Source organism: Cedecea sp. P7760 (assembly GCF_013386425.1).
Taxonomy (GTDB): domain Bacteria; phylum Pseudomonadota; class Gammaproteobacteria; order Enterobacterales; family Enterobacteriaceae; genus Cedecea; species Cedecea selenatireducens.
Map to the genome: position 1 here is coordinate 1 of NZ_JACARU010000055.1, position 24,656 is coordinate 24,656.

The following is a 24,656-nucleotide window of genomic DNA, read 5'->3' on the forward strand; positions in this document are numbered from 1 at the left end:
ATGAATATCATATAAAAATACAGAGTTTTAAAAAACCAGCCACTATAGTAGAAAAACGTATTGAAATGCCATTCATCAACGGCAAGACTCCAAATTTCCAGGACACACTAACAGGCGTCAACGATCTATTTAAAAATGGATTTTTTATGGGTGATGCAAAACCATCTAACTTTTTGAAAACGTCAATAGGCACCGTGGAACCCATAGATTTCGGACTTGTATTTAAGCGTGATACATTAGAATTTATTGACGATGAAGTGAAAAAAAACATAATCTCCGACTATATTAAAGGTGGGTTCAGATACATTCCAAATGAAATCAAGAAAGAATATCATTCATGCATTGCACAACTGGATGATATGCTTGGGAAAGATAGCCCCACAAGAAAAATAAATATCAAAACACTATCAAAAGCAGGGCTTTAAATTGCCCCCATGAAAACCTCATATCTTCATCCATAAAAAACCTTAAAATCAAATATATATCAAATGATGGTATGATCATGAAGAAAAGTTATTGCTTGCAGCAATAATATATATAAATAATCCACGCCCCGGCGTGGATTTTTTTATGAATGCGACGGATTTTACAATTACGAGTCCGGAAGAATTGCCGGTAATACAGCCTGCCAGGCTTGAAGAATACGGTGTAGCGTATTGGTATTTTTCACGCCTAGCTTATGTAACCCTCTTCTCGTATGCGTGCTAACGGTCTTTTCGCTGATGCTAAACATCTCGGCAAGATGCTTACGGTTAGAGACTTTGTATAACGCCTTAATTATCATCTCTTCTCTGCGGGTCAAAATAGCCATTGTCTCGTCATCGAAGTCCTTTTCAGGACTCGCTTGAAGGCGACTGGCATATGCGTTGAGAGTAGCATTTTTGCTTAAAAAGGCATGGCTGCAATATACCAGAGCGCTGAATGAATTATTGATATCTGCATGGCGTAATTTATCACCATGGAAAATATAGACGTACTCGCTGCCCGCATCAAAAACTATCATTCCGGAGGAATTACTGATATCAAGTTTTTCAATTAATGAACGTACACCAAGAATAAAATAATTATCGCAGGAATAAATCTGCACAACACCATCCGTTCTCAAGCTGAAATATTTAATTAAAAGGCCTGCTAAGCAGGCCTTGAGTATGCTGACAGAGCGGGGGGATTAGTTGGCGCGCATAAAGACCGGTTTCGGCGGCACGCCCGGAGGGCAATGGTCCAACAGCGCCGTAAATGCCGTCAATGCCTCATCTTTTTCTTTGTTACGCATCGCAATCTCTGCAGGGGTTGTGGCAAGCATTAGATTTACATCCAAATCAAATGTTTGTGCGATACCCATAATCCCAACAACGCTAGGGTCGTGTTGACGGCTCTCCATATTGATGTTTGCTAAAGATATTTCTTTATATGAACGCATGACAGAAAGTAGCGAAATAAATTTATCTTTATTCTCCCGGCCGTTAGCATCAGCTGAATTAAATTTACTTTCAAAAATTTTATTCACTTCGGCTTTATTATCCTTGCTGGCCATCAGCGCCCTGCGCTCTTCAGGAGAAAATTTATTATCCGCCAGCGTTTGCCCCATCCATTGCTTAATCAAAAAACCTGCTTCAACATTGTTAACTTCATCACTTTTGATCGCCTCCAGAAATGCAGTCTGGTCGGTCAAACGCTGATTAAATTCGCTAAGTTTGATCGCTGGACTCTGTCGAAACATACCATTTATAGAGCCAGGGTCAGCTTTCATTTTCCGCACTAACTCCTGACAGAATATCCTCGTGTCGGCTCCCGAGATAGGATTAAGCGTAGCCACAGGCGGCGTTGACACAGGAGATGTTGACGCAGGAGCGTCAGTAGCCGAGGGACTCATCCTCTCACTAAGGCGATGGAAACCTGCAATGACCGCATCTTTCATCGCTACCAGCGAGTTGTATACTTTTGTCACGCAAGAAAGAAATCCCTGCTGGACACTATTCATGGCATTCCCTGCGGCCGTGGCGGCTTTGGCACTGGCGCTGGCCATCGCCTGGTACACTTCAGCAGGCGGAATCGGCATTGTAATCATTACATAGTTTCCTTATTAATTTACTGTCGCACTCCCCATGTTCAGGCGACATTGAACGAACTGCGTTATGCACTTTCCTGCACGCGCTGGATAATATCCGCAACGGTTAAGCTGCTACTGATATCGGACTCCGGTATCGTTACACCTATCTCTTCGAGCCGCATCAGGAGGTCTATAAGCTCAACGGAGTCCATTGCCAGGTCGGTAATTAAACTATCCTCCAGTTTAATATTTCCTGGTAGAACGCCGTTGACCTGATAAATGAGATTAGCCACCAGCGAAGCTACCGTTTTATCAATCACTGTTTCATTCATGGTTAATAACCTATTGCTCGCGTCGGCTTATGAACTCCGCTAACTTTTCCTGAAAAGGAAGTTTTTCTTTGTCCTGCTCAACACTCTTATTTTCCAGAGCATCGAATTCAGATTGATCTCTTGGCCTTAACTTCGAAATCACCGCATCCAGTTCGGCTAAGTCAGATTGGGAACCCTTAGGAACGAAACTCACCGGCTTCGGCTCCCTGTTCCATGAATTCACAGTGCGTACCGTTGTGTAAACATACTCGTTGCTAAACCTATTCCCGGGCATATTTACGGCGGCAGCATTAATTCGCGTTGGCTGGAAACCATCAGCTGCAGATTTACGGCTAACCTCTTCACCATGCTTGCGAAGCATTCCGCCATCAGTTGAATCCATGCCTGGATTGGCAGTTTTGACACCTGCGGGTGCCCTGTTAGCCGCCGAACCGTCACTGCGCACCTGAGGATTTAGTGGGGGTTCAGGTTCAGGCCTTATCAGGCTATCCGTTAAGTTCTTCTCAACGTCATGATCCGCTGTTAGTTTTGCCTTTTCTTCTTCAGACGCCACGGCACCGTTTTTATCCAGGTGAGCGAAGGCTGAAGGAGCCCTTTGATTCAAAGCTTCAAACTTATCCGCCAGCGTTACGACTTTTGCGCTTGCCCGCTCAGGTGTAGTCTCTGGCCCAAGGGGTATAAAATGCTTCGGCGTTGAAGTTCTGCGATTCAACGGATCGATGTTGCGCGTGGTGGTGTAAATAAAATCACCGCTTGATAAAGAAGTGCGGCCGGATGGCTCATTTTTCTCGCGCAGCACGACGCCATCGACGTTGTCCGCTTCCAAATTTTGCGCATGCTGCATTTTGGACGCCTCGCCGCCGAACGCCGTCTTCAGCCTGTTTTGTTCAACCACAATGGTTGGCTGTTGCTGAACTTTGGGCTCAGGACCTGGGCTCGCATCGTTAACAGTTTCCGTTTCAGTCGCACCCTCAGTTTGAGTAGCGATGCTCTTTAATTCACGCGTTGGTGTCTGGGTTTCAATTTCCCGCCTGGCAACGTTTTGCTGCGGAGTGTCGACAGCTGGCTCTTGCCTGTAGCCCTGTACGCCAGTCAGATTTCCAAGGAAGTTGCTCCCGCCTCCAATGCCAGCATTAAACAGGTCTTTAATGAGACCCACCTTTTCAATATTGGTAAGACCTGAATCGAGAATGTGCTTAACAATCGCAGAATTAGAGTCCGCGGGCGCGGTATTCGCCGCACCAACTGAATGGGTAATATCGCCAACACTCCCCCCCTGGCTGGTGATATTCAGGGTAATGCCGCCCTGCCCTGGCCCGGTTGGAATAAATACTCGTTGGTTATCTGCACCACCGTCGGGGTTAGGATTCAGCGTCTCCGGGCCTTGTGGTGCAGGGGTCACCGGTTCCGCATCATAAAATGTCAGCGTTTTCGAAATAGCGGCACAGTCATTGACGAAAAAGTTCAGCTTCTGGGCCATCGTTTCCCATGGCTGATCGGGCTGTGTCAGACCTTCCACGTCGTGCTTCAGCGTAGATTTGCAAACATCCAGACATTGCTTGAAGATGGCCTTGTCGTGAGTATCCACTGACCTCGCCTGGTGATGATCTTCCCAGGCTTCCATACAGTGTTCAATATACTTGTTGATGACCTTTTCAAAAGCACCCTCGCTGTATTTTGAAACCAGGCCTGAGAGTTCCTTTGTTACCTTCTGCTCTTTATTTTCATTGCCGTTAGCTTCGGCAAGTTTCTTACAAACTTTATCAAGTTTGGCTATATCGTCTGCATTACCGCTATCCTGCACATCCTTATAGATAACACCGATAAGCGTTCTGATCTTATTTCCTTCTGGGCTTAAATCCTTTTGAAGGAAATCGGCGGGAAGGTTTTTTTGCGCCTCATGCAAAACAAGCTGTTTTGCATTAACGGTCTGATGCGGGTGTTGTCTAAATAGGGCTATCGGATCGTTTCTACCTTCTGCAATCAGATTGATAAAAGCGGGTCTGTCGGTCGCGCATGCAGAGCTATCCATGCCTCTGGCATGGATAGATTGAATATCCTGTCTGACTGCACCATTAATAGATCCAAGCATAATAATAGCTCCTCAACTGTCCTATGTTTTGACTTTGATACAGGGCATAAAGCACCGGGTTAGGAAATTTAACAGCCGCTGAATGACCGTTTTTTTTGGCTCATCACTCGTTTCTCGAGAGCGACTTTGTATTTGAGGCTGCTCGATTAAATCTTGATCGGCACGGTCATTATTGTGCGAAGACGCTTGTTTTAGGGTATCTGCTCGCATATGAAAATAATAACGTTGTGCGGCACAAACCCCTTCACCGGGCAATGAATGATGTTCTTCTAATGCAGAAGCATAGCCAAAATGGTCTTTAAAACTCCCCTGCGAGCTGTTAGACGACACACTGTTCATACGTCTTAAAAAAGTGTCTGGTTCCGCAAACCTAACCTGCAAGCCGGAAACGCGGCAGGCGAATGCACCATAGGTTTCATTTACTCCCTGAGTCAGATAAATATCTTGTCTTAAACTTTCTTGCGATGCGAACCTGTAGATGTCGTCCATATAACCCACTCAGTAAATTTTTAACCTAAGGCTTTAAGAACGTCTTTTGCACTTTCCGCAAGGGACGCGATCGCACCACTCAATACTTTATTCAAATTATCGAAGGTGCTGTTTGCCTGGCTATACCGTTGGGCAAAAGCCTGCATATTACTTTGCAGGGCGCTGCCGCCTGCATTAAAGGAGGCAAGCCACGCCTGGTAGCTGGCCGTAGAAACTTTGCCACCGCTAATACCTGATGGATAATTAGGTGCGGCGCTATACTGATCGAGGTTGAATTCGATTTCACCGCTATTGTTTACTTTAAAGGCAGGCGCAAGCGTGGTTTCCATACTTTTACGCTCTTCCGGCGTCATTTTATCCCAGTTTTTTACACTGCCCAGGTCGATACCGTTAACTTCTTTCCTGAAGTCGTCATACCCTTTTTTCATGACGGTGGTATCGAACTTAACATTATTACCGTCATCACCTGTGGAAACGGCTTTGGATGCCGCCCCCTGCACGTGCGTATTATAAGCTTCGTACATTTCCGTATACTTCTGCATCAAATCGGCATAGAAATCTACGTAATCGCCTTTAATTTCTTTAATAGCGAGGGCCATTCTGGCCCACAGCTCGGCATAGCTGGTGTGGGTGGAAATTTCGTCATCACCGCTCTTTGGCTCCGGTGCAGGTTCCTGCGCCGCTCTTTGTTTCTCAGCCGAAAACTGACTTAACGAATAGTTCGCCTTAGTACGATTTGTAACGATCTCGCGTTGGATATCCGATAACGCCTGAGCGCTACTCTTTACAAGCTGTTTCTGATTGGCGACCATATCTGCAACGTCATCTGACGGTTGTGCGCCGTCATTGGCCGTTTTGAGACGCTCTAATGCGGCAAGCAGTTTGCTGTTATTAAAATCTTCGCCGCTGGTATCCAAACCATACTGACCAAGCAGTGCCCTAATTTCATCAAACTTATCTGCCTTATTAGGGGTGTCCAACTGGGCAATAAGCTCTTTTATTAGTTTCGTGTTCAGTTCCGAAGTTGAACCTGCGTGAGTTTCAGCCATCGGCGCAGCCTGGGTAGCGTTGGTATCAGCGGGATAGTAACTAACGGGGTTGGGTAGAGCATTATTTACGTTAAGCATGGCGATATTCCTTTTGAGCAACGTATGCCGGGTATCCCTGCATACGTTGCTTATTCTTCAGATTTAGCGTGTACGTTCCGCGATGGAAGATACCGCGCTGTTATTAGCGTTGAGTATGGTGTCGGTCATACTCCGGATGGCCGCATTTGTCTCTGCGGCCTTCTTGGCCGTTTGACTTTGGGTATTGGCCAGTTCGTTGTTAACATCGCGGTCGGCGCGGGCCAGCTCTGCCTCTTTCTGCTTCTCAGCGGCTGATACGCCAAATGCCCCTTCAACAGCCCCCTGCCCGGAACGAATGCCCTGGTTAGCGTACTCGGCGGTAACACGGCTCTTCTGCGTCGCAAGCTGTACCGAATTGTGGGTATCGCGCTTAAGCGAGCTGGCGTGCATATCAGCAGCCTGCGGATGTGTCATGGTGGCCTCAACATCGCCAGACAGCTTTTTGTTCTGATGAACCATGCTATCTTTGCCACTCTTAATCGCGGTCTGATGCTCGCGAACGCCAAGCTCAAGGTTGCGGGCCGGTTTCAGATTCTTGGTGATGGAAGTGCCTTCTTTATTTAGCGCCTTCATCTGGGTCGCGGTCGTCGCTCCCTGGCCTGCAATACCCAGCGCACCGGAGGTGATTGCCCCGTTGAGATTCTGTCGAGCAGCCTCAATGGTTTTATTACCTGCGCGAGCCGCCGCATCTACGCTGCGGTTTGTTGCCGCCGCCGCCGCTTTGTTGGCATCTCGTTCAGCATTTAGCATTACGGTGGTGATGGTATTGCTCACCTCGAGCTGCTTCATGGAACCCACAACGTTGATGAACCGTGGTCCCGCGGCATCTGCGGCGGTGATATCAGTACCGCCTTCAACAGCGGGCTGCGAACGAGCTTGACCAGCGGAAGACGAAGCGTTGCTTACGGTTGACTGACTGTCACTTTTACCGATATCTGCCGATTTATTATTTGGCTGCGTAATATTGATCTGTGACGTTAATACGCCAGGCACGGAGGCTGCCAGGCGCTCTGCTTTATTTGCATCCCCTTCCCCTGCGACGGATAATTTCACCGTTTTAGCCGGGGTATCAGTTTCAATATCTCCCCCTTTGCGTTTCTGTGCCGCAGATGATGCCTGAGTCGTATCGGTACGCAGACTCTGTTTTTCCATCATCAACGACAGCATGCCCTCTTTTTTGGCGAGATCGGACATGTCCAGGACATTTCTTTTCTCTTCCTGAATAACAACACTTTTTGTTTCGGTCTGAACGTCCTGCACGCGTAAATAACGTTCTGACGCACCAGTACCAATAATTGGATCGGACATAATTAATAAAACTCCTTTATATTATTGCGGGTAATAATAGTCCCGCCGTTTATCCGGCAACTGCACTCATCTGTTTAGTAATATATTTACCGGCCTGCGCCTGGTTTTCCGCAACCGTTGAGATATTGCGCACAATCTCACTGACCGATTCCATTCGATGGGTAAAGCTATCGATGGCGCGATTCATCATTTCGTTAAGTAAATCCTGAAGCGCTGCGTCCTTCATCATTTCAGCTCTGATCTTCGACGCTTCCAGCAGCATACTGGCCGCAACAATCCCGACAGCCGCCTGGCTTGAGGTATTGACCACACTCAGACCCACCACAGCCTTCTGGCTGTAATTAGACACCTTGGCCATTTGCAGCTCGTCCGCACCCAATGAACGGCCAAAACCTTTGCTTAGCCGCTTAATAACCTGGCCGATGGCACTGTCCATCAATTTTTGCATGGTCGATTTTGTGGCTTTTTCAGCCACTTCTTGCGCTACCTCTTCCGCAACTTCCTTCACCGCGGTGCGCACCACGTTTTTGGTGACGTCCTTAACGACCTCTTTTTCCACTTCAACAGCAACATTTTTGGCCATCGTCTTGCTGGCTTCTTCTGCCACGTCGACACCAATCTTTTTCATCACCGTGCCAAAAACTTTGCTCATCACGCTACCCGCCACCATTACACCGGCGACAAGTACCGCCGCCGCCGCGATCGCGCCGAGGATTTGTCCCACCATATCTGCCGTGTCTTTATCGACCCCGAAGGATTGAAGAATGGCTGAGAATATTTTGCCCATCATCTCCATCAGCGGTTTCACGATCGCATCCATCAGCGGCTGCATCGCATCGGCCATAAACGAACGGCCGGTCACGGCCTGGCTTATCTCATCACCAATGGCCAGCGCTAGCCCAACGGCCGCCAGTGCCAAAGAAGCGCCACCGGTGAATGCCGCAGCGGCAAAGCTTACCGCCGTGACAATCCAGCCCAAAACCTTGCCAATGCAGCCCATCGTCTTCTGCATTTCTTCAGCTTTACGCACTTCCTCTTCGTATTCCTTGGCCTTTTTCTCCGCATCCTTGGCCGCCGCTTCCGCCAATTTCTGCTTCAGCTCCGCGGACGCCTGAAGATCGTCGCTGGAACTTTTGTTAATCAGCTGCGCCATCAGGGCCATGAGGAACGTCAGGGTTTTAGACTCTGCATCTGCCTCCTTACGCCGCTGTTCAATGGTGCTTTGCTGTTGCGGGCTGAACGAATCAACCATTTTCTGCGACTTAGCCTGCGTCGCATCTAATGCCGAACGGGAGCTTTTCTCCGCAGCTATTGCAGGATTCAACGTCTTATTAGCAAAGTTGTTATAGGTGGTTGTGGCCTGGGTGAGGTTAGCCTGCGCAGCGTTCACCGCCGTTTTAGCAGCATCAATTTTACCCTGCAGTTCTTCAGAAACCGGGTCTTGTTTAGCGGCTTCGGCCTCAAGCGCGGCTAATTTTCGTTGCGCGTCATCAAGCGCAGATTGGGCCTTTCCAACATCCTGTGAAAGCGCATCCGCCTGCTGTTGCGCAGCTTTAAGCGCATCAGCATCGCTGGCCCACTGCGTCCCCTGCTGCTCTAACTGGGCTGCCATCTCGGAATAGGCATTCGCGGCACCATCCATCATGGCGTTGATGCCCTGCAGCTGAGCGAGCAGGTTATTCATCGACGTTTCATTCGTGAGCTGCATGACTTTCCCGAGCAATGCCGTCGCCCAGGCCGAAGCAGAAAGCTTCGCTTCGCTGCCGCTTTTTGCCGTGGCGGGCTCGCGGCTCACCGGAGATTTAAGCTGAGGAATGTCCTGGTTATCTAAGTTCGTCCTGGGGGTATTCCCGTTGACGGTATTGATAGTCGATTTCAACAGTTTGAGCAGTTGATCGGGCTGCAGGGTTTGCAGCGCACCCTTAACAGAATTCAGCTGCGGATGACTCTTTAACTCCGCATTGCCGAGGCGTTTTGCCTGTGTGGTTTGTTTTTTTAACTCAACATCGCCGGCTTCCATCCCCGCCTGATGTTGGTCTACCGGCTCTTGGGTCGCTTGCTCCAGAATGACTGGCCGCGCCACCTGCCTGATTATCTCCATTATTATTCCTCATTAAGTTTCTCCTCTTCAGGAGTATCGGTCTTGTCATTATTTATTTTATTAAGCGCGGAAATGTAGGCTTTCGCCTTTTCACTTAATAACGCGTCTTTACACCTGCTAATAACAATATCGAAGCATTTACGAGCCTGTACACTCTGTCGCAGCATCAGGTTACATTGACCGGCATAAAACATTGGCCTGAAGTCTTCTTTAGATAAGGAATAAGCAAGTGCATAAAATTCGATAGCTTTGGCATAATTCTTTTTAAGCTGATAGACCGCCGCAAGACCCATTGCATATTCAGGGTTATAGAAATCATAAATGCACAGAAAACGGAACAAAGACTCTGCATCGTCCAACTTTCCATGATGATAAAAATCGTAAGCCAGCTTATAAACGTCCTGCATGGTGTCATTAGGTACGGCATAGACATCCTTAAGCGTCGCCCCGTTTTGAATGGCATCCAGCAGGCTTTCAGCATAAGCATCGAGTTGCTCATCACTTTTAAATTCTTCTTCGTCGCTGAGTAAATCCAACATATTTTTATTAGCCATTGCAGCCTCTTTCCTTATTATTTGTTAACATCTAAAAACAGCCAATTAACCCAAAGGCGAACAGTGAAGAAGATATAGTCATCATACTGTTGTGCCCCGGTAGTTAATACAAAAAAACCGCACAGGTGTCTGCTACGATTGGTCCGTTGGCGGTTGCTGACTTTCCGGTAATGTAGATTCGGCCTCCACGTCGGCCACCGCCATTTGGGTCATGCCCGCGGCTTCGACCTGACGCAGCCAGATAAGAATGTCCATAACGTCAATCAGCACATCATCATTTAGCGAAATGAAGCTGTACTGGCTGTAGGTGCGATACAGCCTGCGGGTAAGCGGAATATTGCGTACTACCGGCACGCCGATTTTTTCCGCATAGGCAATCGCCGCTTTGGCTTTCATGTTGGTGCAACGCAGGGCAATAAAGGGCAGCGATGCCACTTCCGGGTTAAAATAGATCGCCATCGCGATATGCGTTGGGTTCGCCATCACTACCTCGGAATTTCTGACCGCCGCCATTTCCTCCCCGGAAAGTATCTCCTGGTGCGCTCGCCGTCTGGCACTTTTAATCTGTGGATTGCCGTCGCTCTCTTTACGCTCCTGTTTGACCTCATGTTTATCCATTTTGAGATCTTTGAAATGGAGAAAATATTCAACAATAAAATCTGCAATCAGCACAAAAACAGACCAGCCGATAAACACCAGCACGGCCTTCAGCGTCAGCGAAACCCAACAAGCAATAAGCCCGGCTATATCGGTCCGATAAAGCGTTAATGCCTGGCGAAGGTCGTTGTGAATCAGGCTATAGCAGGTCACTGCAAATACAATGAGATAGCAAACTGATTTCACCAGCTCTTTTACCGTGCGCATGCTGAAGATCTTTTTTACCCCTTCCACCGGGTTTAGCGCTTTGAAATTTAGCTTGATGGCTTCGGTTGCGATAGAAAACCCAGTCTGCAGCAAGGTTGCGGCCATACCCACAAGTGCACAGAGCGCAATAAATGGCAGGCTAAGCAGAAAGAAAATACGCATTAAGCCCATGAGGAAATCATTTATTCCAATCTGGGTGCTGTACAGCAGGGTCATGGAGTAAAATTGAGTGAAGTCACTGAAACTCATGCCATAGGCCAGGTAAAAGATCCCGGCAAGCAGTATCACCGTGGTAATAAGATCCTTACTTTTAAACGTCTGGCCCTTTTTAGACGAGTCCCTGCGCTTTTTACTGGTAGGCTGCTCTGTTTTTTCTGCCATAGAAATATTTCCTCAGGGAAGGAATTGCTGAAAACCTGAAAGCGAGAACATGTGCAGCGGTTTCTCAGACAGCGAGTGAAAGCCGTAGAAAAGGAAAACTGCGAAGGCGATAAAGCTTTTAATGGTTAGAGACAGTGAAAAAGGGTTGAGCTGCGGGCAATAACGCGCAAACACGCCGAGCAACATTTCGGCGATCATCATCACTAACATCACCGGCGCAGCAAGGAGAATGCTGTTTTGCATCAATACCACCAGCAGGTGTCCGGCCTGTTCCCAGTGAACACCTTCTAAGGAACTCCCTCGTGGAAGCATTTGATAGCTTTGCACCATCACTTCCATAAGTAGCCGCATGCCTCCGCTGGCAAAAAAAATAGCACCGAAAGCAAAGTTTAGAAAACCTGATAATATCGAGCTTTGCACCCCGTTAACCGGGTCGATACTGTCACTGATGGTCGCGCCGCGTTGGTTATCAAGAATTTCACCGAGGCCGATGACTACCCAGAAAGGCATACACAGCGTAAACGCTAAAATTAACCCGATAATACATTCTTTAATTATAATAATAAGCCAGCCCTGCTCCGGGCTTACTACTGTTTCAAAGCAGGGCCAAAGACCAATAATCGTCAGAGAGATAATCGTGTTTTTAATAATCAGATTTGATAGAACCCGTTCGCCCAGTACCGGAAGCATATAAAAGACGATTGCCAACCGCGCGTAAACGATGACAAAAGTCAGCACGCTGTGCTGAAAATTAAGATAGAACGCCACAAACAGCATATATTTTCCGTTTTAACGAAAAGCCATATAAAAAGCCTGAGTGGCGAAATTCATCATTTCGGCTGAAAACCACTCCATCAGCATAAAAATGCTGGCAAACACCGCCAGCATTTTTAACCCAAAAGGCAGCGTTTGTTCCTGAATTTGCATGATGGTCTGAAACAGGCCAACGATAATGCCAACGATGGTAGCAAAGGCGATAGGTACCGCCGTTAGCTTCAGCACAACGAGCAGCGCGGAATTACCAATAAATAATACATTACTCATGATGTCATCAGATCGGCGTACTGGGCGATCAGTCCTTTGGTTAACAAACTCCAACCGTTCATTGACACGAACAGAATGAGCTTAATAGGAATCGAAATGGTCACCGGGCTCATCATCATCATCCCCAACGCCAGCAGGATGCTGGAAACCACCATATCGATGACCACAAACGGGACGTAAAGATAAAACGCAATTTTAAATGCGCTTTGAATTTCGCTTAGCGCATAGGCTGGCATCAGGGTCATGAGCGGCAGGTCCGTTAATTCATGGTCTTCCACTTCAGGCTCCGGCTCACCGGTTCTTTGCTGCTGTACTTTATTAAAAAAGCGGATTAAGTCATGATCGGAATAATTCACCAGATACGCCCGGTAACTTCCCAATCCCTGATCCATAAGTTGCGTTACCGAACTGCTGTCATTGAAGTCGATATGGTTTTCTTCTATATAGCCGGAAATTTTCTGACACACCGGCATCATGACAAAAGCGCTTAAAATAAGCGCTACACCATTTAAGGTTAAGGTCGAAGGTACCTGTTGGATCCCGAGGGCATTGCGCACCATCACCAGCACAATGGAGAACTTAATAAAGCAGGTTCCCCCGGCAATAATAAAAGGCAATAAGGTGAAAAACGACAATAACGCAATTAAAGAAATATCATTACTCAACATCAGGCTGTACCCTGTTACCTGGCAGAGTCGGGTTCACGTGATTAACCTCCACCGCCAGAGATCCGTTCTCCAGAGCTACCAGCTCACCGCGGGCAAATAGCTTTTTGTTGAGGTAGATTTTAATATTCTGTTCCGCTTCTGGGGTCAGCGCCAATGACGTGCCCGGCGTTATTGTATCTAATTCCGCCAGGGTCACCGCCCGGCCTTCCAGCACAAATTCAATATTGACGGGCAGGCTTGTCCAGTCGTGCAAAACCTCATCTTCATAATATTCCTGGTACTGCTCTTCTAACTGCTCTTCCACAATAACCTCCCGATCGGGGTAATAACTCAGTTTAAAAAGTCGGCGATCGCCTACCGCCAGGTGGGGCAATTTCTGTTTTATCAGCAGCAAATCCCCTGCAGCCACGTCTGCTAACTGGGCAAGGGAGAGCTGGCTGAATCCCAACACGTAGTTCAGCTGGAAAGGCACCTGATTGGCAGAGATGGCCGGGACATGCAATACGCGGCCCCCGCTCTGTGGCCAGTCAAGACACAGCAGTTGGCAAGGCTCTGCGGGGATCGCAAGCGCCTTTTCCGGCAGGGCGCCGGCGGGTAGCGCAATCTGTACCGCCTCCCACACCTGCTCCTCGACCAAAAAGCTCAGTTCGAGATGGTTTAACCAGCGCGTCAGATAGTTGAGGGGAACCTCCGACCAGGGGATATCGGGCAGGTGGGCATCCATATATTCGAGCCAGGCGTCAACGCTAAGCCAGGCCTGCGCCCGGCTGCCCTGCTTATCCTCAAGCTGCACCTGCAGGTAGCGCTCCTGCCCGCTAAACTCAGCGATCTCGCTGCCGGGGTGATGGTTACGCAACAGCTCAAGCGCCAGCTGGCGGCCGTCAAGCTTGCGTAAATGACCTCTCAAACTCATTCCTGATCCTCATCCTGCTGTTGCTGCTGCCGCCGCTGCTGTTGCTGTTCATCTCGATCCTGCTGTGGGCGTAGGAGGTCGGGGCTGAGACTCGTCAAATGGCCCATATTGCGGAGCAGCACATCCGCTGCACGAGCGTCGGAAGGAAGCAAAGTGACATTCCCTTCCCGGCGTGCTTCGGTTGGCACCGAAATTCTGACCGAATGGTCGCCGGACCAGCGTTGAAACTGGTAGTTCACTTCGAGCGTCTGGCCTTCGTTTCCGCCTTTCACCCCGCTTTCCAAACCCGCCTGAGTCTTCAGCTGCTGGAGCGTTGCGGGGCTATTTCTGCTTTGTGCCGCTGTTTCGCCCTGCTTTGGCACCAAGTTCTCCGGCTGCTTCGCCCCCTGCCAAAGCGGCCTTGCTTCGCCAGAATCTTCCTTTATTCGTAACGGCTTGTCCTGGCGGCCCGCTTCAGCCTCCGGGGCAGATGTAGTGACGATGCCCGGGTTTACTACGGCCGCAGCCTGAGGGTGCTGAGCCGTGGTGGATTGATGAAGTTTTGTTGCAACGTTTACGGCGACAGGCGTGGTGGATTGCCCCTCGGGTCTGGATGCGCTCGCCGCAGCCTTGCTGCTTAACGGGCCGGTGACCTCACCTTTTTGGACGACGACGGAGTTTTTGCCTGCGTTCGGCGTAGCCATCTGGCCAGCAACGGCCAACGCCACCTGCCGACGCAGGCCATCGCCCTTCTTCGTCTGACGTGCATCGGCGGCAAGGCCCAAAGAGGCGGCAGCGACTTCTTTTGCCGCCTGCTTTTCGGTTTTCTGCAGGCCTCCCCCCTGCGCTAAGGGCGTTGTTAACCGAACCAGCGCCCCCGGCGGTAGCATGGCGGCCAGCGAAATATTCTCACCGCCCTCAGCCTGCTTTTTCTTTTTCGCAATATGTTTTAACAGCGCGTTGTCATCCGGCGTTGAATCCCCCTTCATCGCAACGCTCATACTGACTTCAGAAACTTTTTCTACCATAACCCGCAATCTCCTGAATTTCGTTTTCTGCATTATTGTCGCAGCGACGTATATATTCGCGGCGCAGCGGCTGCAAATAATAGGAAAGCTTGTAGTGCTTTTTATCGAGCAGGCTCATTGCGACGCGATGCTGTTCAAGGTTGTTCTCCAGATTATATTTTTCATTTTCCAGCTGATTTATTTTATGAAGAACCAACTGCTGGTGAGTCAATAAAGCCCCCTGCTGTCTTATTCCCTTATAAATATCCGCACGGCTGTGTAAGCCGGAAGGGGTTAACATTTTTATCTGCTGGTTGATATCCGCGCATTCCTGCTGATGCTCTGCAATTGTCAGCCTTATTTCCGTTAACCGGTTTTCCGTTTTTACGATATCGCCCTGCAGAATTTGTTGTTTGCGCTCTAGCAGGGAGACAAATTCGCGCCCTTTACGCCACGCTTCCATATAACCTTTCCAGACAGGCCTGCATGTCGGTTTTTTCGTCCATGCTTTGTTGGAGAAAAGCTTCCATCTGGTTTTTGCGATCAAAAGCGGCATCGTTTTCCGGATTCTCACCGCGTCGATATTCGCCGAGATCCAGATAGAGCTGCATCTCTTTTTGACGTACCAGATATTCACGAAAGCGTTTTGCTAGCTGACGGTGTTCCGGGTCGGTTACCTGTAAAAATACTCGGCTAATGCTCTGCATAATATCAATCGCCGGATAGTGTCCCTTCGCAGCGAGCGTTTTGCTGAGATAAATATGCCCGTCAAGAATCGAGCGAACTTCATCGCCAATGACATCCGACTCTTCCTCATTTTCAATCAGCACCGTATAAAAGGCGGTGATGGAACCGGTTAAAAACCGTCCTGGCCGCTCCAGTAATTTCGGCAAGGCCTCAAATACGGATGCCGGGTAGCCTCTTCGGGCGGGCAGCTCTCCCATACTTAGCGCCACATCACGCAGCGCTCGCGCATAGCGGGTTATCGAGTCTATAAACAAAAGTACGTTTTTACCCTGCTCGCTAAAGAACTCGGCTATCGTCGTGGCAATTTGCGCCGCGTTGTAGCGCTCAACGCAGGAACGATCTGACGTTGCGTAAACCAGCACGATCTGTGAACAGCGCGACGAACGCTTCAGCTCTTCAACAAACTCGGTGACTTCACGTCCACGTTCGCCAATAAGCCCGATGACGTAGATATCCGCTTCGGAATGTTCAACGATCATGCTCATCAAAGAGGTTTTGCCGCAGCCCGCCGCCGCAAAAATCCCCATACGCTGCCCCTGGCCGCAGGTCAGCAGGCCATCAATTGCCCTGACGCCGGTCGCCAGAGATTCATCGATAGGCTTACGCTGGGTAAAATCTTTAGGCGCCCCGCAGGCCTCCAGGCTTTGCGCACCGGTCAAACTCTGCTGTACGGCGTTGTCCAGGCGCCCGCGAACAGTACCGGTTGCGTCAATGATTGCCCCGGCGATATTTTTATGAACATCGATACGAAAAGGCTTGCCGGTCGGCAGCAGGACATTGCTGCGTGAAAAGCCCTGATTATCATTAAGCAAGCTCAGTAACGTATGCTCCTTATTGAACCCAATCACCTGGGCCGTCCCCAGCACTTCGGGTTCAAGTAATGATTTCTGAATCTCGCATATCTCACCGATGCGCGTCCCCGGCAAATGCGCTTCAATCACATTTCCCTGAATACGTAACGGGTGTGCCAGATGAACCAGGCATTGGGCTACCATTGTGTGAACCTCAGTAATTAAACCAGAACAGCGCGGTATTCCTGCAAAATACTCAGGTAGTTATCCAGCATCGATAAAAAATCATCCGGCGCCTGCAGGTATTTTTCTTTCACCTGAGCACGCAGTTCAATATTCCCGTCAACAGGGTATAAACACGGCTGTCCGGTGTAAAAATACTCTTCGTTATGATTAAGCATCAGCGGCAAAAGGCTCGCGCTGCAATAGCTTAAAGAGGCTGGAGCCTGCTCAACAATTTTCGCCCACACCCATACCTCATCATCTTCACTTCTGACGTGAATAGTTGGAATATCATCTTTCATATTCAGAGAGATGGTTGAGTGGTTGCTCAGATCGCTATCCAGAATATCAGCCATCCCGGCATCGTTAAGCATGGTGGAAAGCAGTGCAACAACGTCGTATTTCATTTATTACCTCAATTAATTTTCTAACGAACCAATGACATCAACATCCACGCCGGATGCAACATCGCCATAAGAGAGCACTTCCATTTCCGGATAGCTTCCTTCAATGATTTTTTTCACAAAGCGACGAATATCCAGTGACACCATCAAAATAATATCGCGAGCGTTAGCGCCATTGCTGCTAATGCACTGCTCGAGGCTTCTGATAATACTTTCAGTTTCCGGTGGCGGCAGATTGATAAATGTCCCGCCAGAAGTTTGGCGAATTCCACCACGAACCAGGCTTTCCATATCGTGCGACATAACCAGGGTACGAATCTGCCCGTTGGCCGCAAAGCGGTTAGAGATATAACGTGATAACACGCTGCGAACGTGCTCCACCAGCATAATAGGGTCCTTTTCCTTAGGCGCCCATTGAACTAAGGCCTCAAGAATCAAACGCATATTGCGGATAGAAATACGCTCCTGTAATAGCCGCTGGAAAACTTCGGTAATACGCTGCACGGTATTATTTCGATAACACTCTTTGAGTAACTCAGGATATTTTTTCTCCAAATCGTCAAGCAGCGTTTTGGCCTCCTGAATGCCGAAGAACTCGGAAATATTGTGCACCAGCAACGTTGAGACGCAGGCATAGAACTCATCGATCGCCATTCTTGAATAAAAACCAAGCTGTAAGGCGGTTTCACTCCGTTCTTCAGGTATCCAATAAGCGAAACCCTGAGCCGTTTCTACCGCCTGCACGGTAGAGTCAATAACCTGCAGCTCGTCACCACGCATCAGCACTTTGCACATGCCCGGTAAAATGTCATACGTGGCAACCTGAATTTCATTGATTGCAACCGTTAGCTTGCCGCGCACCATTTGCTGGTCGTAGTTCATCACCACTTCCGGCAGACGAACGCCGTACTCAATAAAGAAATTACGTTTGAGCAATGAGCACAAATTATGCTCCTGGAAATAGTCCTCGTAGCCTTTCCAGGCGGTAATGATGAGCGGAATCGTTTCTGGAATATACTCCCCGTCGATCATCACCGGTTTGCTTCTCAGTACCGGTTCTTCATCTTCCTCTACAGAATTAACTGTCGGCTTTTTACCTTTTTTAGCATCAAGCTTATCCTTGATGAATATGCCTAATAGTAAAGCTGCCAGCAGAACGAAGACCGGCAACGGAAAGCCCGGCAATAGCCCCAGAGCAATAGCCAATACGGCCGTAACAAGCAGGATAAATTTATTATGAAACATATCCTGCAAGATTTTTGCGCCGAGGTTCGTATTCTCACTGTTATTTACGCGGGTGACGATCAGGCCGCCGCTTATGGAGATTAACAGCGCCGGAATTTGTGCAACCAGAGCATCACCGATGGTCAATAAAGTAAACACAGACATCGCATGAGATAAATCCATGCCGTGCTGTAATGTGCCTACCGCTATTCCACCCAATAAGTTCACGAAGATTATAATGATCCCCGCGATGGCGTCGCCCTTAATAAACTTCATCGCACCATCAAGCGCGCCGTATAACTGGCTTTCAGCTTCAAGATCGCTGCGGCGACGCTTGACTTCTTTTTCATCGATAACCCCTGCCTTGAGGTCAGCATCAATGCTCATCTGTTTGCCCGGCATGGCATCTAAAGAGAAGCGAGCAGCCACTTCCGCGATGCGCTCCGACCCTTTGGTGATGACGATAAACTGCACGATAGTCACGATAAAGAAGATAACAAAGCCCACCACCAGGTTATCCGCAATGACGAACTCCCCGAAGCTGGCAATAATTTCCCCGGCGTCGGCATCCGCCAGCACCAGACGACTGGTGCTGATAGAGATTGCCAGACGGAATATCGTACTAATGAGCAAAATTGATGGAAAAGTCGAAAAATCCAAAATCCTTGTAATATAAAAAGAACCCAAAAAAATCAGCAGTGCCATCGTCAGGTTAAGTCCAATAAGGAAATCAACCAGGTATGTCGGCAACGGGATAATCAACATCACTACGACCATAACCATTATCGTTAAGATAATAAGCTCTGGCCTGTTACGAATTTCGAGAATAAATCTTCTAAGCATGAGTAGTTGCACATCTATCCATGGCAGACAAACTAGTTTGCCTGCGACTATTTGTAATATTCATTCCAGATGCCGGTATTTTTCTCTTTTTCGAGCATTTTACGCAGCAAAGCAGCCAGATGATTGACAATAACTTCCCGATATAGCGTATCGACGAAGAGAAACTCAGGCGTCATATTATAAACATTGCGCAGTTCTTGAATGACCATCGACCGCTGCTTGAGCAGCAGCAATGACATAAAGTTTTTACTGAACTCTTTTAACGTCAATTTAAAGTCGTCAGTATCCACCAGGCCCGCTATATAAAGCCCTACAATATCCGCCTCGCCCAGCATCAGCTGATTGTTTCTCATCTGTCCCCGAAATGGGAACTTAGCAAAACTTTCATTTAGCAGCTGGTCCAGCGTGTGGAGCAGGCGTGCATCGGAGAGTTTTGCGCTGAGTGGGCCAAATTCAGAAGAATGAATACCGGGTTCATTGGCCTTCATATCAGCAATCAGCGCCGACAGCGTGAAGGCCAATAAACGCGTTCTGTTCTGATAACCGTAAACATCAATCCAGTCTTTGTAGATAAAGCCTGCGGGCATCTCTAGTTCAAGAAAATTAAGATAGCTATTGCGCAGGTCCTTTGCCGACAGCGGTCTGTCACCGCTACCGTCACTGAACCGTTTTGCCAGGCGACCTACGTTCATTCCTGACTGCATTTTTTTGGTGTCGCCAAATTTTTCTAAATCGGCGATCGCTTCTTTGATTTTCTTCTTCTGAAGTTCAGACAGCTGGCGGCTCAACAGCATTTCACGCAGCGCGAGCATTAAATCGCTGTCATTCGGGAAAAGCTGGCGGGCGAAGTTCAATAGGTTATTGAGATCACGCAGTTTGGCCACATGCTTAATTAATGTGTCCAGCTTTTCATCTGCCAGATCCTCAAGCATAGAGGAGACAAAATCGTTATCTGTGCTGTCGTTTTTACGCCCGGCTTTGCTAAAGCGACCAAATGCGCTGAGGAGATCGGCCATTTCCTCTGCGGCATTACTCATCTCTTCCTGCAAATTAACAGGCAGAGCTTCTTCGCCCGCATCAAATACGGGCTGGCCTGCGGCGCTACGATTTTCCGGGATTTGCGGTTCAATGCGATTAAAGTCAACGCCAGCAACAGAACGAATGTCCATAACTCACCTGGTCCTTAATTGTTTTTCATCGTTTCACGTAACATGGAGACCGTCGATTTCAACGTGACCTCGTTCCCCACCCATGTTCGGCCCAGCACGGGGTTATTTTCCTCCGGTCCCCGACCCTGCCAGGTTTCGCCGCTTGCCAGTAAACCTGGCTGAATGAGGAATAAGCGAACCATTTTCTTGTGGCTGGTATAGCTGTAATCAAACAGCTTGCCCAACACAGGAATGTCGCGCAGGAGCGGGATGCCCACGCTGTGATGTTCATCCTGGTTGCGGCTGTAGCCACCGACCAACAGGCTATATCCCACGGGCACGCGCGCCTCGGTACTTATCTGGGTGTTATTCACCATTGGCAGGCTGTCGACGTTTTCGGTTTTACCCTCAGAGTTGAGAGGCAGGCCGCCATCCTGAATATTCAGGATCATCTCAATCTCCTGCTGGCGCTGCGCCAGACGCGGCAATACGCTAATCATGGTGCCGTAGGTAATCTTTTCGAGTGAGGAGTTACGCTCACCTACCAGCTTGGCGTAAAAGCTGCTGTTATTATCAAATAGCGCCGGAACATTTTCCTGAGTCAGGATCTCCGGACGTGAAACCACCTGCGCATTGCCTTTTTGCGCAAGTGCGGATACGTCCGCCAGAAAATGAATGCTGTTTTCCGGAGTCAGCGAACTGGTATTAAAAGTCACCCCGGTATTGCCTATTTTTGCCGCACCCTGCCAGCGAATCCCCAGCTCGTTAATATCATCCTTCGAAATATCAATGATCCACAGCGACAGCTGTATCTGCTGTTTAGGGACATCAATTGCGCTGACTAAATCCTCAACAAAACTCACCTGCCTTTCGGAACCCTGAATGAGCAAGCTGTTGGTATCCGAATAGCCGACAATATTGATCGACGATTGGCCGAGGGAATCTGACTCGTACTCCCGCTTCGCCGATGACCCCGAATTAAATGAAGGCAACGGCGGAAAATTTCCCTTTTGTGTGGCCGAAGCGGCCTCAAGCGCGCCTCGCGTATCATTATCTACGGTGATGTTCGCCCCGGCCGGGGCTGAACGTCCGCCACGGCTATCGCCTGAATTATTCAGCAGCTGGTTCAGCACCGTCGCAACGCCCGGCACGGTGATAGGGCTGTCGCGCTGGGTAAAAGTGCGATCGTTCACAAAAGTGTTTTTAAGCTTGATCACGCGGATCGTGTTTTCACCCGTGCCGGGACGGGCATAGGTTGCATCAATATACTTTGCAGCCGCCGCGATAAGTTCGACATAGACCGGCGGCCCTGAGACATAAAAAGAGCCAGAACGTCCGTCTGAACGCAGCGGGAAACGAGCGTCGTACAGCCCTGACGACTTGATAAATGCAACCAGCCGGTCAAACGGCGCATAGGACAAGCGCACAATGCTGCTTTTGATTTCGCTGGCATCGTAAACGTACACGGAGCTGCCATCGTCATACCAGATAAGCCCGGTACGTGACGCTAAGGTATTTAACAGCGCCTTCGGCTTACTAAGATCGAAATTCCCTGAAACCCGCTTTTTGGCCGCCTCCGTACTGACAACAAAAGGTTTATTCAGCGCGCCACCGATCACAAAAAATAGCTGTTGAACGCTGTTATTACTGGCGACATAGGTATTTTCGTCATCCCGCGAACCGTTACGGACATCGACTGGGCCACCCGAGTAATCCTGGGTATCCAACAATGCGCCGACCGCCGAATTACAGCTCAATACTCCCAGCAATAAATACGGCAGATAGCGGACCGGCAATTTCGCAACCATCTTATTCATGAAGCAAGCCTTCCAATTTTTTAAACTCCCTCGGCGTAATGCCAAACAGTGATTTTATTTCACTCGAAAAATGAGACGACGACGCATAGCCGTTATTTCCTGCGATAGCCGCAATTGAGTGATCTTTTTCAATCAACTGCAGGGCACTGTGCGCCGCTCGCCAAAGGCGTAACTGTTTTTTTGGCCCCCGGGTAAAAGCATGGTGGCAAAGCTTCCTGAAATAGGATTCAGATACGCCGTAGATCTTACTGGCATTACCAATCTTATGACTGTCACTCTCTTTATCTTCATTCATTACCTGAGATAACAGGAAATGGGCAATCCAATAGCTTTCGACATTCCTGACAAACGAAAAGAGATTTTCCAGGCGGCGATCCTGGGGCTTTAATAATGTAAAAATCAACATCCCCATCAGCGATTTGCATTCATCGCCCACTAAAATTGCCAGATTCCGCTCGGTATGCATCAGTAACGAAGTATTCGTCTCCCCCACGCGCGCCTCGGTGATAACGCTGCGAGATTTAGCCTGATAATCCAGGAATGAAAACAGCGTGGTGGCCTGTGACATCGACAGTATTTCAACCATCCAGTCACCCCGGAATGCAATCTCCATGTTATCCAGGGTCGATAGCACAATGGGTTGAAGAATATTATTCAGACGATCGTCATAGTTCTCCCTCAGTTCACCTGAGGGAGATACGCTCATAATGGACTCACTATTTAGCGGTCGAGCAAACAACACGCCGTTATTTAAATCGATACATGCGTCACTCACGTAAAGCGGCATTTCCGCATTTGCGCTATCATTTACGCGTTGCCGCATTATGTTTTTCTGATGGCATTGAGCATTGCTAACTAGCATAGTTTTCTCTTACCTCAGTTTGTGTTTAGAAATAATATTTAAGCACTCTAATACAGCGCCTCTAAGTGCCGGTGAATTTATCAGAAAATTCTTGCTCGTCAACGCAAGTCGAAAGAGATAAAAAAAGAATAAACACCATAAAGAAATCTTCAACAAAAAATCAACAAACAACATTGAGTTTAATAATTAGTAGCGCTACAGTGCGTCACCTGAACGGATGTGTGTTATCCATATACTGTCAAATAAACCCATCGCTATGGAATAATGTTTTTCATTCGCGAGGCACTTCATTGCTTTTCAAATCGTTTCTATTAAATGGAACGGCTTAGCATTAGGAAGTTGTAGTGCAGATTAAAATAAAATCACACGAGTCATGCTCGTACGATTGCTTGTTTTACATTATTAATGGCCCTTTCTATGAACAGCGACATGAACGAATTAAACGATGATATGCCTGTCCCAGAGGCACTGAAAAAATTCACCCTGAAGGTGCTGTTTGGACCCATGTTTGGCTGTGAACTCCACCTTCCAGCAGACGATTACTTTCTCATCATCAACCCGGGGCTTGCACTCCAGGATAACGCCACGGGAACGATGTCGCCCGGAGAGCATGCCGCAGCCTACACGCAGAATACGCTTTACCTACCCTGTGATATGCCGTCACCCAACATTATCTTGCGTTTGTCGGCTCTTTTCCAGGATGAAGAATCGGAAGAAGGATATCGTCTTGAAGTACAGGGGGTCGATAGAAGCTACCCGGCGCTGCTAAAGGAAAATGAAGTTTTCGTGCATGAGCACATCCGCTTTGCCATCAAACGTAGCGAAGATGAGTGGCCTGAAGATATTAAAAACTTCAATCTTCCCCCGACCCTCGATGCTGAATTCAGCGAACAGGAAAAGCTGGAAGAGTTTAATGCAAAAAAAAATCATGCTCTTGTTTTCGGTTCAATTATTCTCTTACTCCTTGTGATTACCGCAGGCGTTATCTGGTATAAAAAACTGGAAAGCGATCGCCAGGTTTTAACATTAAATGAAGCACTGGCGGGCGCACCGATGCCTGTGGATATTGTTCGTGGCCGTGATAATAATCTTATCTACGTTCTTATTCAGAACTTTCAGGCAATGGAATGGACGCGGGAAGCACTCTTCAAATTGCAGGGCAAGGACAGCGTGGTTCCTGTTTGGTTAACGCAGCAAAGAAATGAAGTCATTACGCAGCTGGCGAATGCGGGTTACCCCGTTTTACAAATTGACTATTCCAAACCTCAGCACCCGACAATTGCACTTTACAGAGGATTAACCCTACAGGAAGAAAAAAACTTCAAGGCTATTGTTTTACAAAAAATCCCTTTTGCTCTCGACATCAAAGTCCTGGTAAAAACTAAAGCTCAGTTATTACAGGAAGCTCGTCAGGGCCTGGATCGTTTGCACATTTACTACCGCCAAATCAATTCCACTAGCGGTTATGCTTTGGTGGTTCGTGATGCCCTGAGCGACAGCGCTCTACGTTCTTTGCAGCATTTCATTAAACAGTTCAATCACCAATGGGGAAACCGCGTGATTAATTTTTCAATTAATCTCGACGAAAACTGGTTACAGGATAAGTCATATATTGACTCTTCTAATGGCTATCTGTTTTTGAACCCTCGTCATTGGTACTTTCCCCTAAGGAAGGTGCGAACAAGTCCC

24 protein-coding genes are annotated in these 24,656 nt (G+C 48.3%); 2 read left to right on the top strand and 22 right to left on the bottom strand.

The window, feature by feature from the left end; translation table 11 throughout:
• The coding region (locus tag HX778_RS18505; RefSeq protein WP_218167197.1) for a hypothetical protein at positions 1 to 425 on the top strand (425 nt) is incomplete at its 5' end.
• Between the two features lie 167 nt (positions 426 to 592).
• On the opposite strand, the gene HX778_RS25330 is transcribed toward HX778_RS18505, so the two are convergent.
• From HX778_RS25330 to HX778_RS18615, 22 genes are all read right to left on the bottom strand, one after another.
• Entirely contained in the window at positions 593 to 1,087 is a 495-nt protein-coding gene (locus HX778_RS25330) for a LuxR C-terminal-related transcriptional regulator (protein ID WP_176982738.1), read from the bottom strand.
• A gap of 81 nt (positions 1,088 to 1,168) precedes the next feature.
• Positions 1,169 to 2,068, bottom strand: coding sequence for a hypothetical protein (locus tag HX778_RS18515; protein ID WP_176982739.1), 900 nt, complete (start codon positions 2,066 to 2,068; stop codon positions 1,169 to 1,171).
• A gap of 65 nt (positions 2,069 to 2,133) precedes the next feature.
• Positions 2,134 to 2,382, bottom strand: coding sequence for an acyl carrier protein (locus HX778_RS18520; protein ID WP_038482350.1), 249 nt, complete (start codon positions 2,380 to 2,382; stop codon positions 2,134 to 2,136).
• Positions 2,383 to 2,392: 10 nt separating this feature from the next.
• Complete coding sequence (locus HX778_RS18525; RefSeq protein ID WP_176982740.1) at positions 2,393 to 4,474, bottom strand: hypothetical protein; 2,082 nt, start codon at positions 4,472 to 4,474, stop codon at positions 2,393 to 2,395.
• Between the two features lie 21 nt (positions 4,475 to 4,495).
• Positions 4,496 to 4,963, bottom strand: a complete 468-nt coding sequence (locus HX778_RS18530; protein ID WP_176982741.1) for a hypothetical protein — start codon at positions 4,961 to 4,963, stop codon at positions 4,496 to 4,498.
• Positions 4,964 to 4,983: 20 nt separating this feature from the next.
• Positions 4,984 to 6,090 carry an IpaD/SipD/SspD family type III secretion system needle tip protein gene (locus HX778_RS18535; RefSeq protein ID WP_176982742.1) on the bottom strand — a complete coding sequence of 369 codons (1,107 nt, stop codon included), beginning with the start codon at positions 6,088 to 6,090 and terminating at the stop codon, positions 4,984 to 4,986.
• A 63-nt stretch (positions 6,091 to 6,153) separates the two neighbouring features.
• The gene (locus HX778_RS18540) at positions 6,154 to 7,398 is read right to left on the bottom strand and encodes a type III secretion system protein (protein WP_176982743.1); all 1,245 of its coding nucleotides are present in this window, start codon (positions 7,396 to 7,398) and stop codon (positions 6,154 to 6,156) included.
• A gap of 49 nt (positions 7,399 to 7,447) precedes the next feature.
• Complete coding sequence (sctE, locus tag HX778_RS18545; RefSeq protein ID WP_176982744.1) at positions 7,448 to 9,418, bottom strand: type III secretion system translocon subunit SctE; 1,971 nt, start codon at positions 9,416 to 9,418, stop codon at positions 7,448 to 7,450.
• An 83-nt stretch (positions 9,419 to 9,501) separates the two neighbouring features.
• Positions 9,502 to 10,053: a type III secretion system translocator chaperone SicA gene (sicA, locus tag HX778_RS18550; protein WP_038482340.1), complete on the bottom strand. Its 552-nt coding sequence runs from the start codon at positions 10,051 to 10,053 to the stop codon at positions 9,502 to 9,504.
• Between the two features lie 132 nt (positions 10,054 to 10,185).
• A complete protein-coding gene (locus HX778_RS18555) occupies positions 10,186 to 11,298 on the bottom strand; it encodes an EscU/YscU/HrcU family type III secretion system export apparatus switch protein (protein WP_038482336.1) in 1,113 nt (370 codons plus the stop codon).
• 12 nt (positions 11,299 to 11,310) lie between these two features.
• On the bottom strand, positions 11,311 to 12,075 hold the full coding sequence (sctT, locus tag HX778_RS18560; protein ID WP_038482334.1) for a type III secretion system export apparatus subunit SctT: 765 nt from the start codon (positions 12,073 to 12,075) through the stop codon (positions 11,311 to 11,313).
• Between the two features lie 12 nt (positions 12,076 to 12,087).
• Positions 12,088 to 12,342: a type III secretion system export apparatus subunit SctS gene (sctS, locus tag HX778_RS18565; RefSeq protein WP_006820278.1), complete on the bottom strand. Its 255-nt coding sequence runs from the start codon at positions 12,340 to 12,342 to the stop codon at positions 12,088 to 12,090.
• Positions 12,339 to 13,010 (bottom strand): EscR/YscR/HrcR family type III secretion system export apparatus protein, encoded by a 672-nt coding sequence (locus HX778_RS18570; protein WP_038482329.1) that lies wholly within the window; start codon positions 13,008 to 13,010, stop codon positions 12,339 to 12,341. The genes sctS and HX778_RS18570 overlap by 4 nt, the downstream gene beginning before the upstream one ends.
• Positions 13,000 to 13,923 carry a FliM/FliN family flagellar motor switch protein gene (locus HX778_RS18575; RefSeq protein ID WP_176982745.1) on the bottom strand — a complete coding sequence of 308 codons (924 nt, stop codon included), beginning with the start codon at positions 13,921 to 13,923 and terminating at the stop codon, positions 13,000 to 13,002. Before HX778_RS18575 ends, HX778_RS18570 begins: the two co-directional genes overlap by 11 nt.
• The gene (locus tag HX778_RS18580) at positions 13,920 to 14,930 is read right to left on the bottom strand and encodes a type III secretion system needle length determinant, SpaN/EivJ family (protein ID WP_176982746.1); all 1,011 of its coding nucleotides are present in this window, start codon (positions 14,928 to 14,930) and stop codon (positions 13,920 to 13,922) included. Before HX778_RS18580 ends, HX778_RS18575 begins: the two co-directional genes overlap by 4 nt.
• A complete protein-coding gene (locus HX778_RS18585; RefSeq protein ID WP_038482320.1) occupies positions 14,911 to 15,372 on the bottom strand; it encodes a hypothetical protein in 462 nt (153 codons plus the stop codon). Before HX778_RS18585 ends, HX778_RS18580 begins: the two co-directional genes overlap by 20 nt.
• Positions 15,356 to 16,651, bottom strand: a complete 1,296-nt coding sequence (gene sctN, locus HX778_RS18590) for a type III secretion system ATPase SctN (protein ID WP_176982747.1) — start codon at positions 16,649 to 16,651, stop codon at positions 15,356 to 15,358. The genes HX778_RS18585 and sctN overlap by 17 nt, the downstream gene beginning before the upstream one ends.
• 17 nt (positions 16,652 to 16,668) lie before the next feature.
• Positions 16,669 to 17,076, bottom strand: a complete 408-nt coding sequence (locus tag HX778_RS18595; RefSeq protein ID WP_038482313.1) for a surface presentation of antigens, secretory protein invB — start codon at positions 17,074 to 17,076, stop codon at positions 16,669 to 16,671.
• Positions 17,077 to 17,088: 12 nt separating this feature from the next.
• Positions 17,089 to 19,140 (bottom strand): EscV/YscV/HrcV family type III secretion system export apparatus protein, encoded by a 2,052-nt coding sequence (locus HX778_RS18600; RefSeq protein ID WP_038482310.1) that lies wholly within the window; start codon positions 19,138 to 19,140, stop codon positions 17,089 to 17,091.
• A gap of 47 nt (positions 19,141 to 19,187) precedes the next feature.
• On the bottom strand, positions 19,188 to 20,309 hold the full coding sequence (gene sctW, locus HX778_RS18605) for a type III secretion system gatekeeper subunit SctW (protein ID WP_176982748.1): 1,122 nt from the start codon (positions 20,307 to 20,309) through the stop codon (positions 19,188 to 19,190).
• 14 nt (positions 20,310 to 20,323) lie between these two features.
• Positions 20,324 to 22,105 (bottom strand): type III secretion system outer membrane ring subunit SctC, encoded by a 1,782-nt coding sequence (gene sctC / locus HX778_RS18610; protein ID WP_038482304.1) that lies wholly within the window; start codon positions 22,103 to 22,105, stop codon positions 20,324 to 20,326.
• The gene (locus HX778_RS18615) at positions 22,098 to 22,928 is read right to left on the bottom strand and encodes a helix-turn-helix domain-containing protein (protein WP_255483433.1); all 831 of its coding nucleotides are present in this window, start codon (positions 22,926 to 22,928) and stop codon (positions 22,098 to 22,100) included. The genes sctC and HX778_RS18615 overlap by 8 nt, the downstream gene beginning before the upstream one ends.
• A gap of 456 nt (positions 22,929 to 23,384) precedes the next feature.
• Here HX778_RS18615 and HX778_RS18620 point away from each other — a divergent pair.
• Positions 23,385 to 24,656, top strand: a 1,272-nt coding sequence (locus HX778_RS18620; protein ID WP_255483434.1) for a PrgH/EprH family type III secretion apparatus protein, incomplete at its 3' end; no start/stop codon positions are given.

What these genes read in the sequence shown, in the direction of transcription:
- HX778_RS18570 (WP_038482329.1), bottom strand. Translation starts at nt 13,010, where the DNA reads ATGTTGAGTAATGATATTTCTTTAATTGCGTTATTGTCGTTTTTCACC.
- sctC (WP_038482304.1), bottom strand. Translation starts at nt 22,105, where the DNA reads ATGAATAAGATGGTTGCGAAATTGCCGGTCCGCTATCTGCCGTATTTA.
- HX778_RS18585 (WP_038482320.1), bottom strand. Translation starts at nt 15,372, where the DNA reads ATGGAAGCGTGGCGTAAAGGGCGCGAATTTGTCTCCCTGCTAGAGCGC.
- HX778_RS18615 (WP_255483433.1), bottom strand. Translation starts at nt 22,928, where the DNA reads ATGCGGCAACGCGTAAATGATAGCGCAAATGCGGAAATGCCGCTTTAC.
- sctW (WP_176982748.1), bottom strand. Translation starts at nt 20,309, where the DNA reads ATGGACATTCGTTCTGTTGCTGGCGTTGACTTTAATCGCATTGAACCG.
- sctS (WP_006820278.1), bottom strand. Translation starts at nt 12,342, where the DNA reads ATGAGTAATGTATTATTTATTGGTAATTCCGCGCTGCTCGTTGTGCTG.
- sicA (WP_038482340.1), bottom strand. Translation starts at nt 10,053, where the DNA reads ATGGCTAATAAAAATATGTTGGATTTACTCAGCGACGAAGAAGAATTT.
- sctT (WP_038482334.1), bottom strand. Translation starts at nt 12,075, where the DNA reads ATGCTGTTTGTGGCGTTCTATCTTAATTTTCAGCACAGCGTGCTGACT.
- HX778_RS18555 (WP_038482336.1), bottom strand. Translation starts at nt 11,298, where the DNA reads ATGGCAGAAAAAACAGAGCAGCCTACCAGTAAAAAGCGCAGGGACTCG.
- HX778_RS18515 (WP_176982739.1), bottom strand. Translation starts at nt 2,068, where the DNA reads ATGATTACAATGCCGATTCCGCCTGCTGAAGTGTACCAGGCGATGGCC.
- HX778_RS18525 (WP_176982740.1), bottom strand. Translation starts at nt 4,474, where the DNA reads ATGCTTGGATCTATTAATGGTGCAGTCAGACAGGATATTCAATCTATC.
- HX778_RS18540 (WP_176982743.1), bottom strand. Translation starts at nt 7,398, where the DNA reads ATGTCCGATCCAATTATTGGTACTGGTGCGTCAGAACGTTATTTACGC.
- HX778_RS18600 (WP_038482310.1), bottom strand. Translation starts at nt 19,140, where the DNA reads ATGCTTAGAAGATTTATTCTCGAAATTCGTAACAGGCCAGAGCTTATT.
- HX778_RS18595 (WP_038482313.1), bottom strand. Translation starts at nt 17,076, where the DNA reads ATGAAATACGACGTTGTTGCACTGCTTTCCACCATGCTTAACGATGCC.
- HX778_RS18575 (WP_176982745.1), bottom strand. Translation starts at nt 13,923, where the DNA reads ATGAGTTTGAGAGGTCATTTACGCAAGCTTGACGGCCGCCAGCTGGCG.
- sctN (WP_176982747.1), bottom strand. Translation starts at nt 16,651, where the DNA reads ATGGTAGCCCAATGCCTGGTTCATCTGGCACACCCGTTACGTATTCAG.
- HX778_RS18535 (WP_176982742.1), bottom strand. Translation starts at nt 6,090, where the DNA reads ATGCTTAACGTAAATAATGCTCTACCCAACCCCGTTAGTTACTATCCC.
- HX778_RS18520 (WP_038482350.1), bottom strand. Translation starts at nt 2,382, where the DNA reads ATGAATGAAACAGTGATTGATAAAACGGTAGCTTCGCTGGTGGCTAAT.
- HX778_RS18580 (WP_176982746.1), bottom strand. Translation starts at nt 14,930, where the DNA reads ATGGTAGAAAAAGTTTCTGAAGTCAGTATGAGCGTTGCGATGAAGGGG.
- HX778_RS18530 (WP_176982741.1), bottom strand. Translation starts at nt 4,963, where the DNA reads ATGGACGACATCTACAGGTTCGCATCGCAAGAAAGTTTAAGACAAGAT.
- sctE (WP_176982744.1), bottom strand. Translation starts at nt 9,418, where the DNA reads ATGGAAGCCGGCGATGTTGAGTTAAAAAAACAAACCACACAGGCAAAA.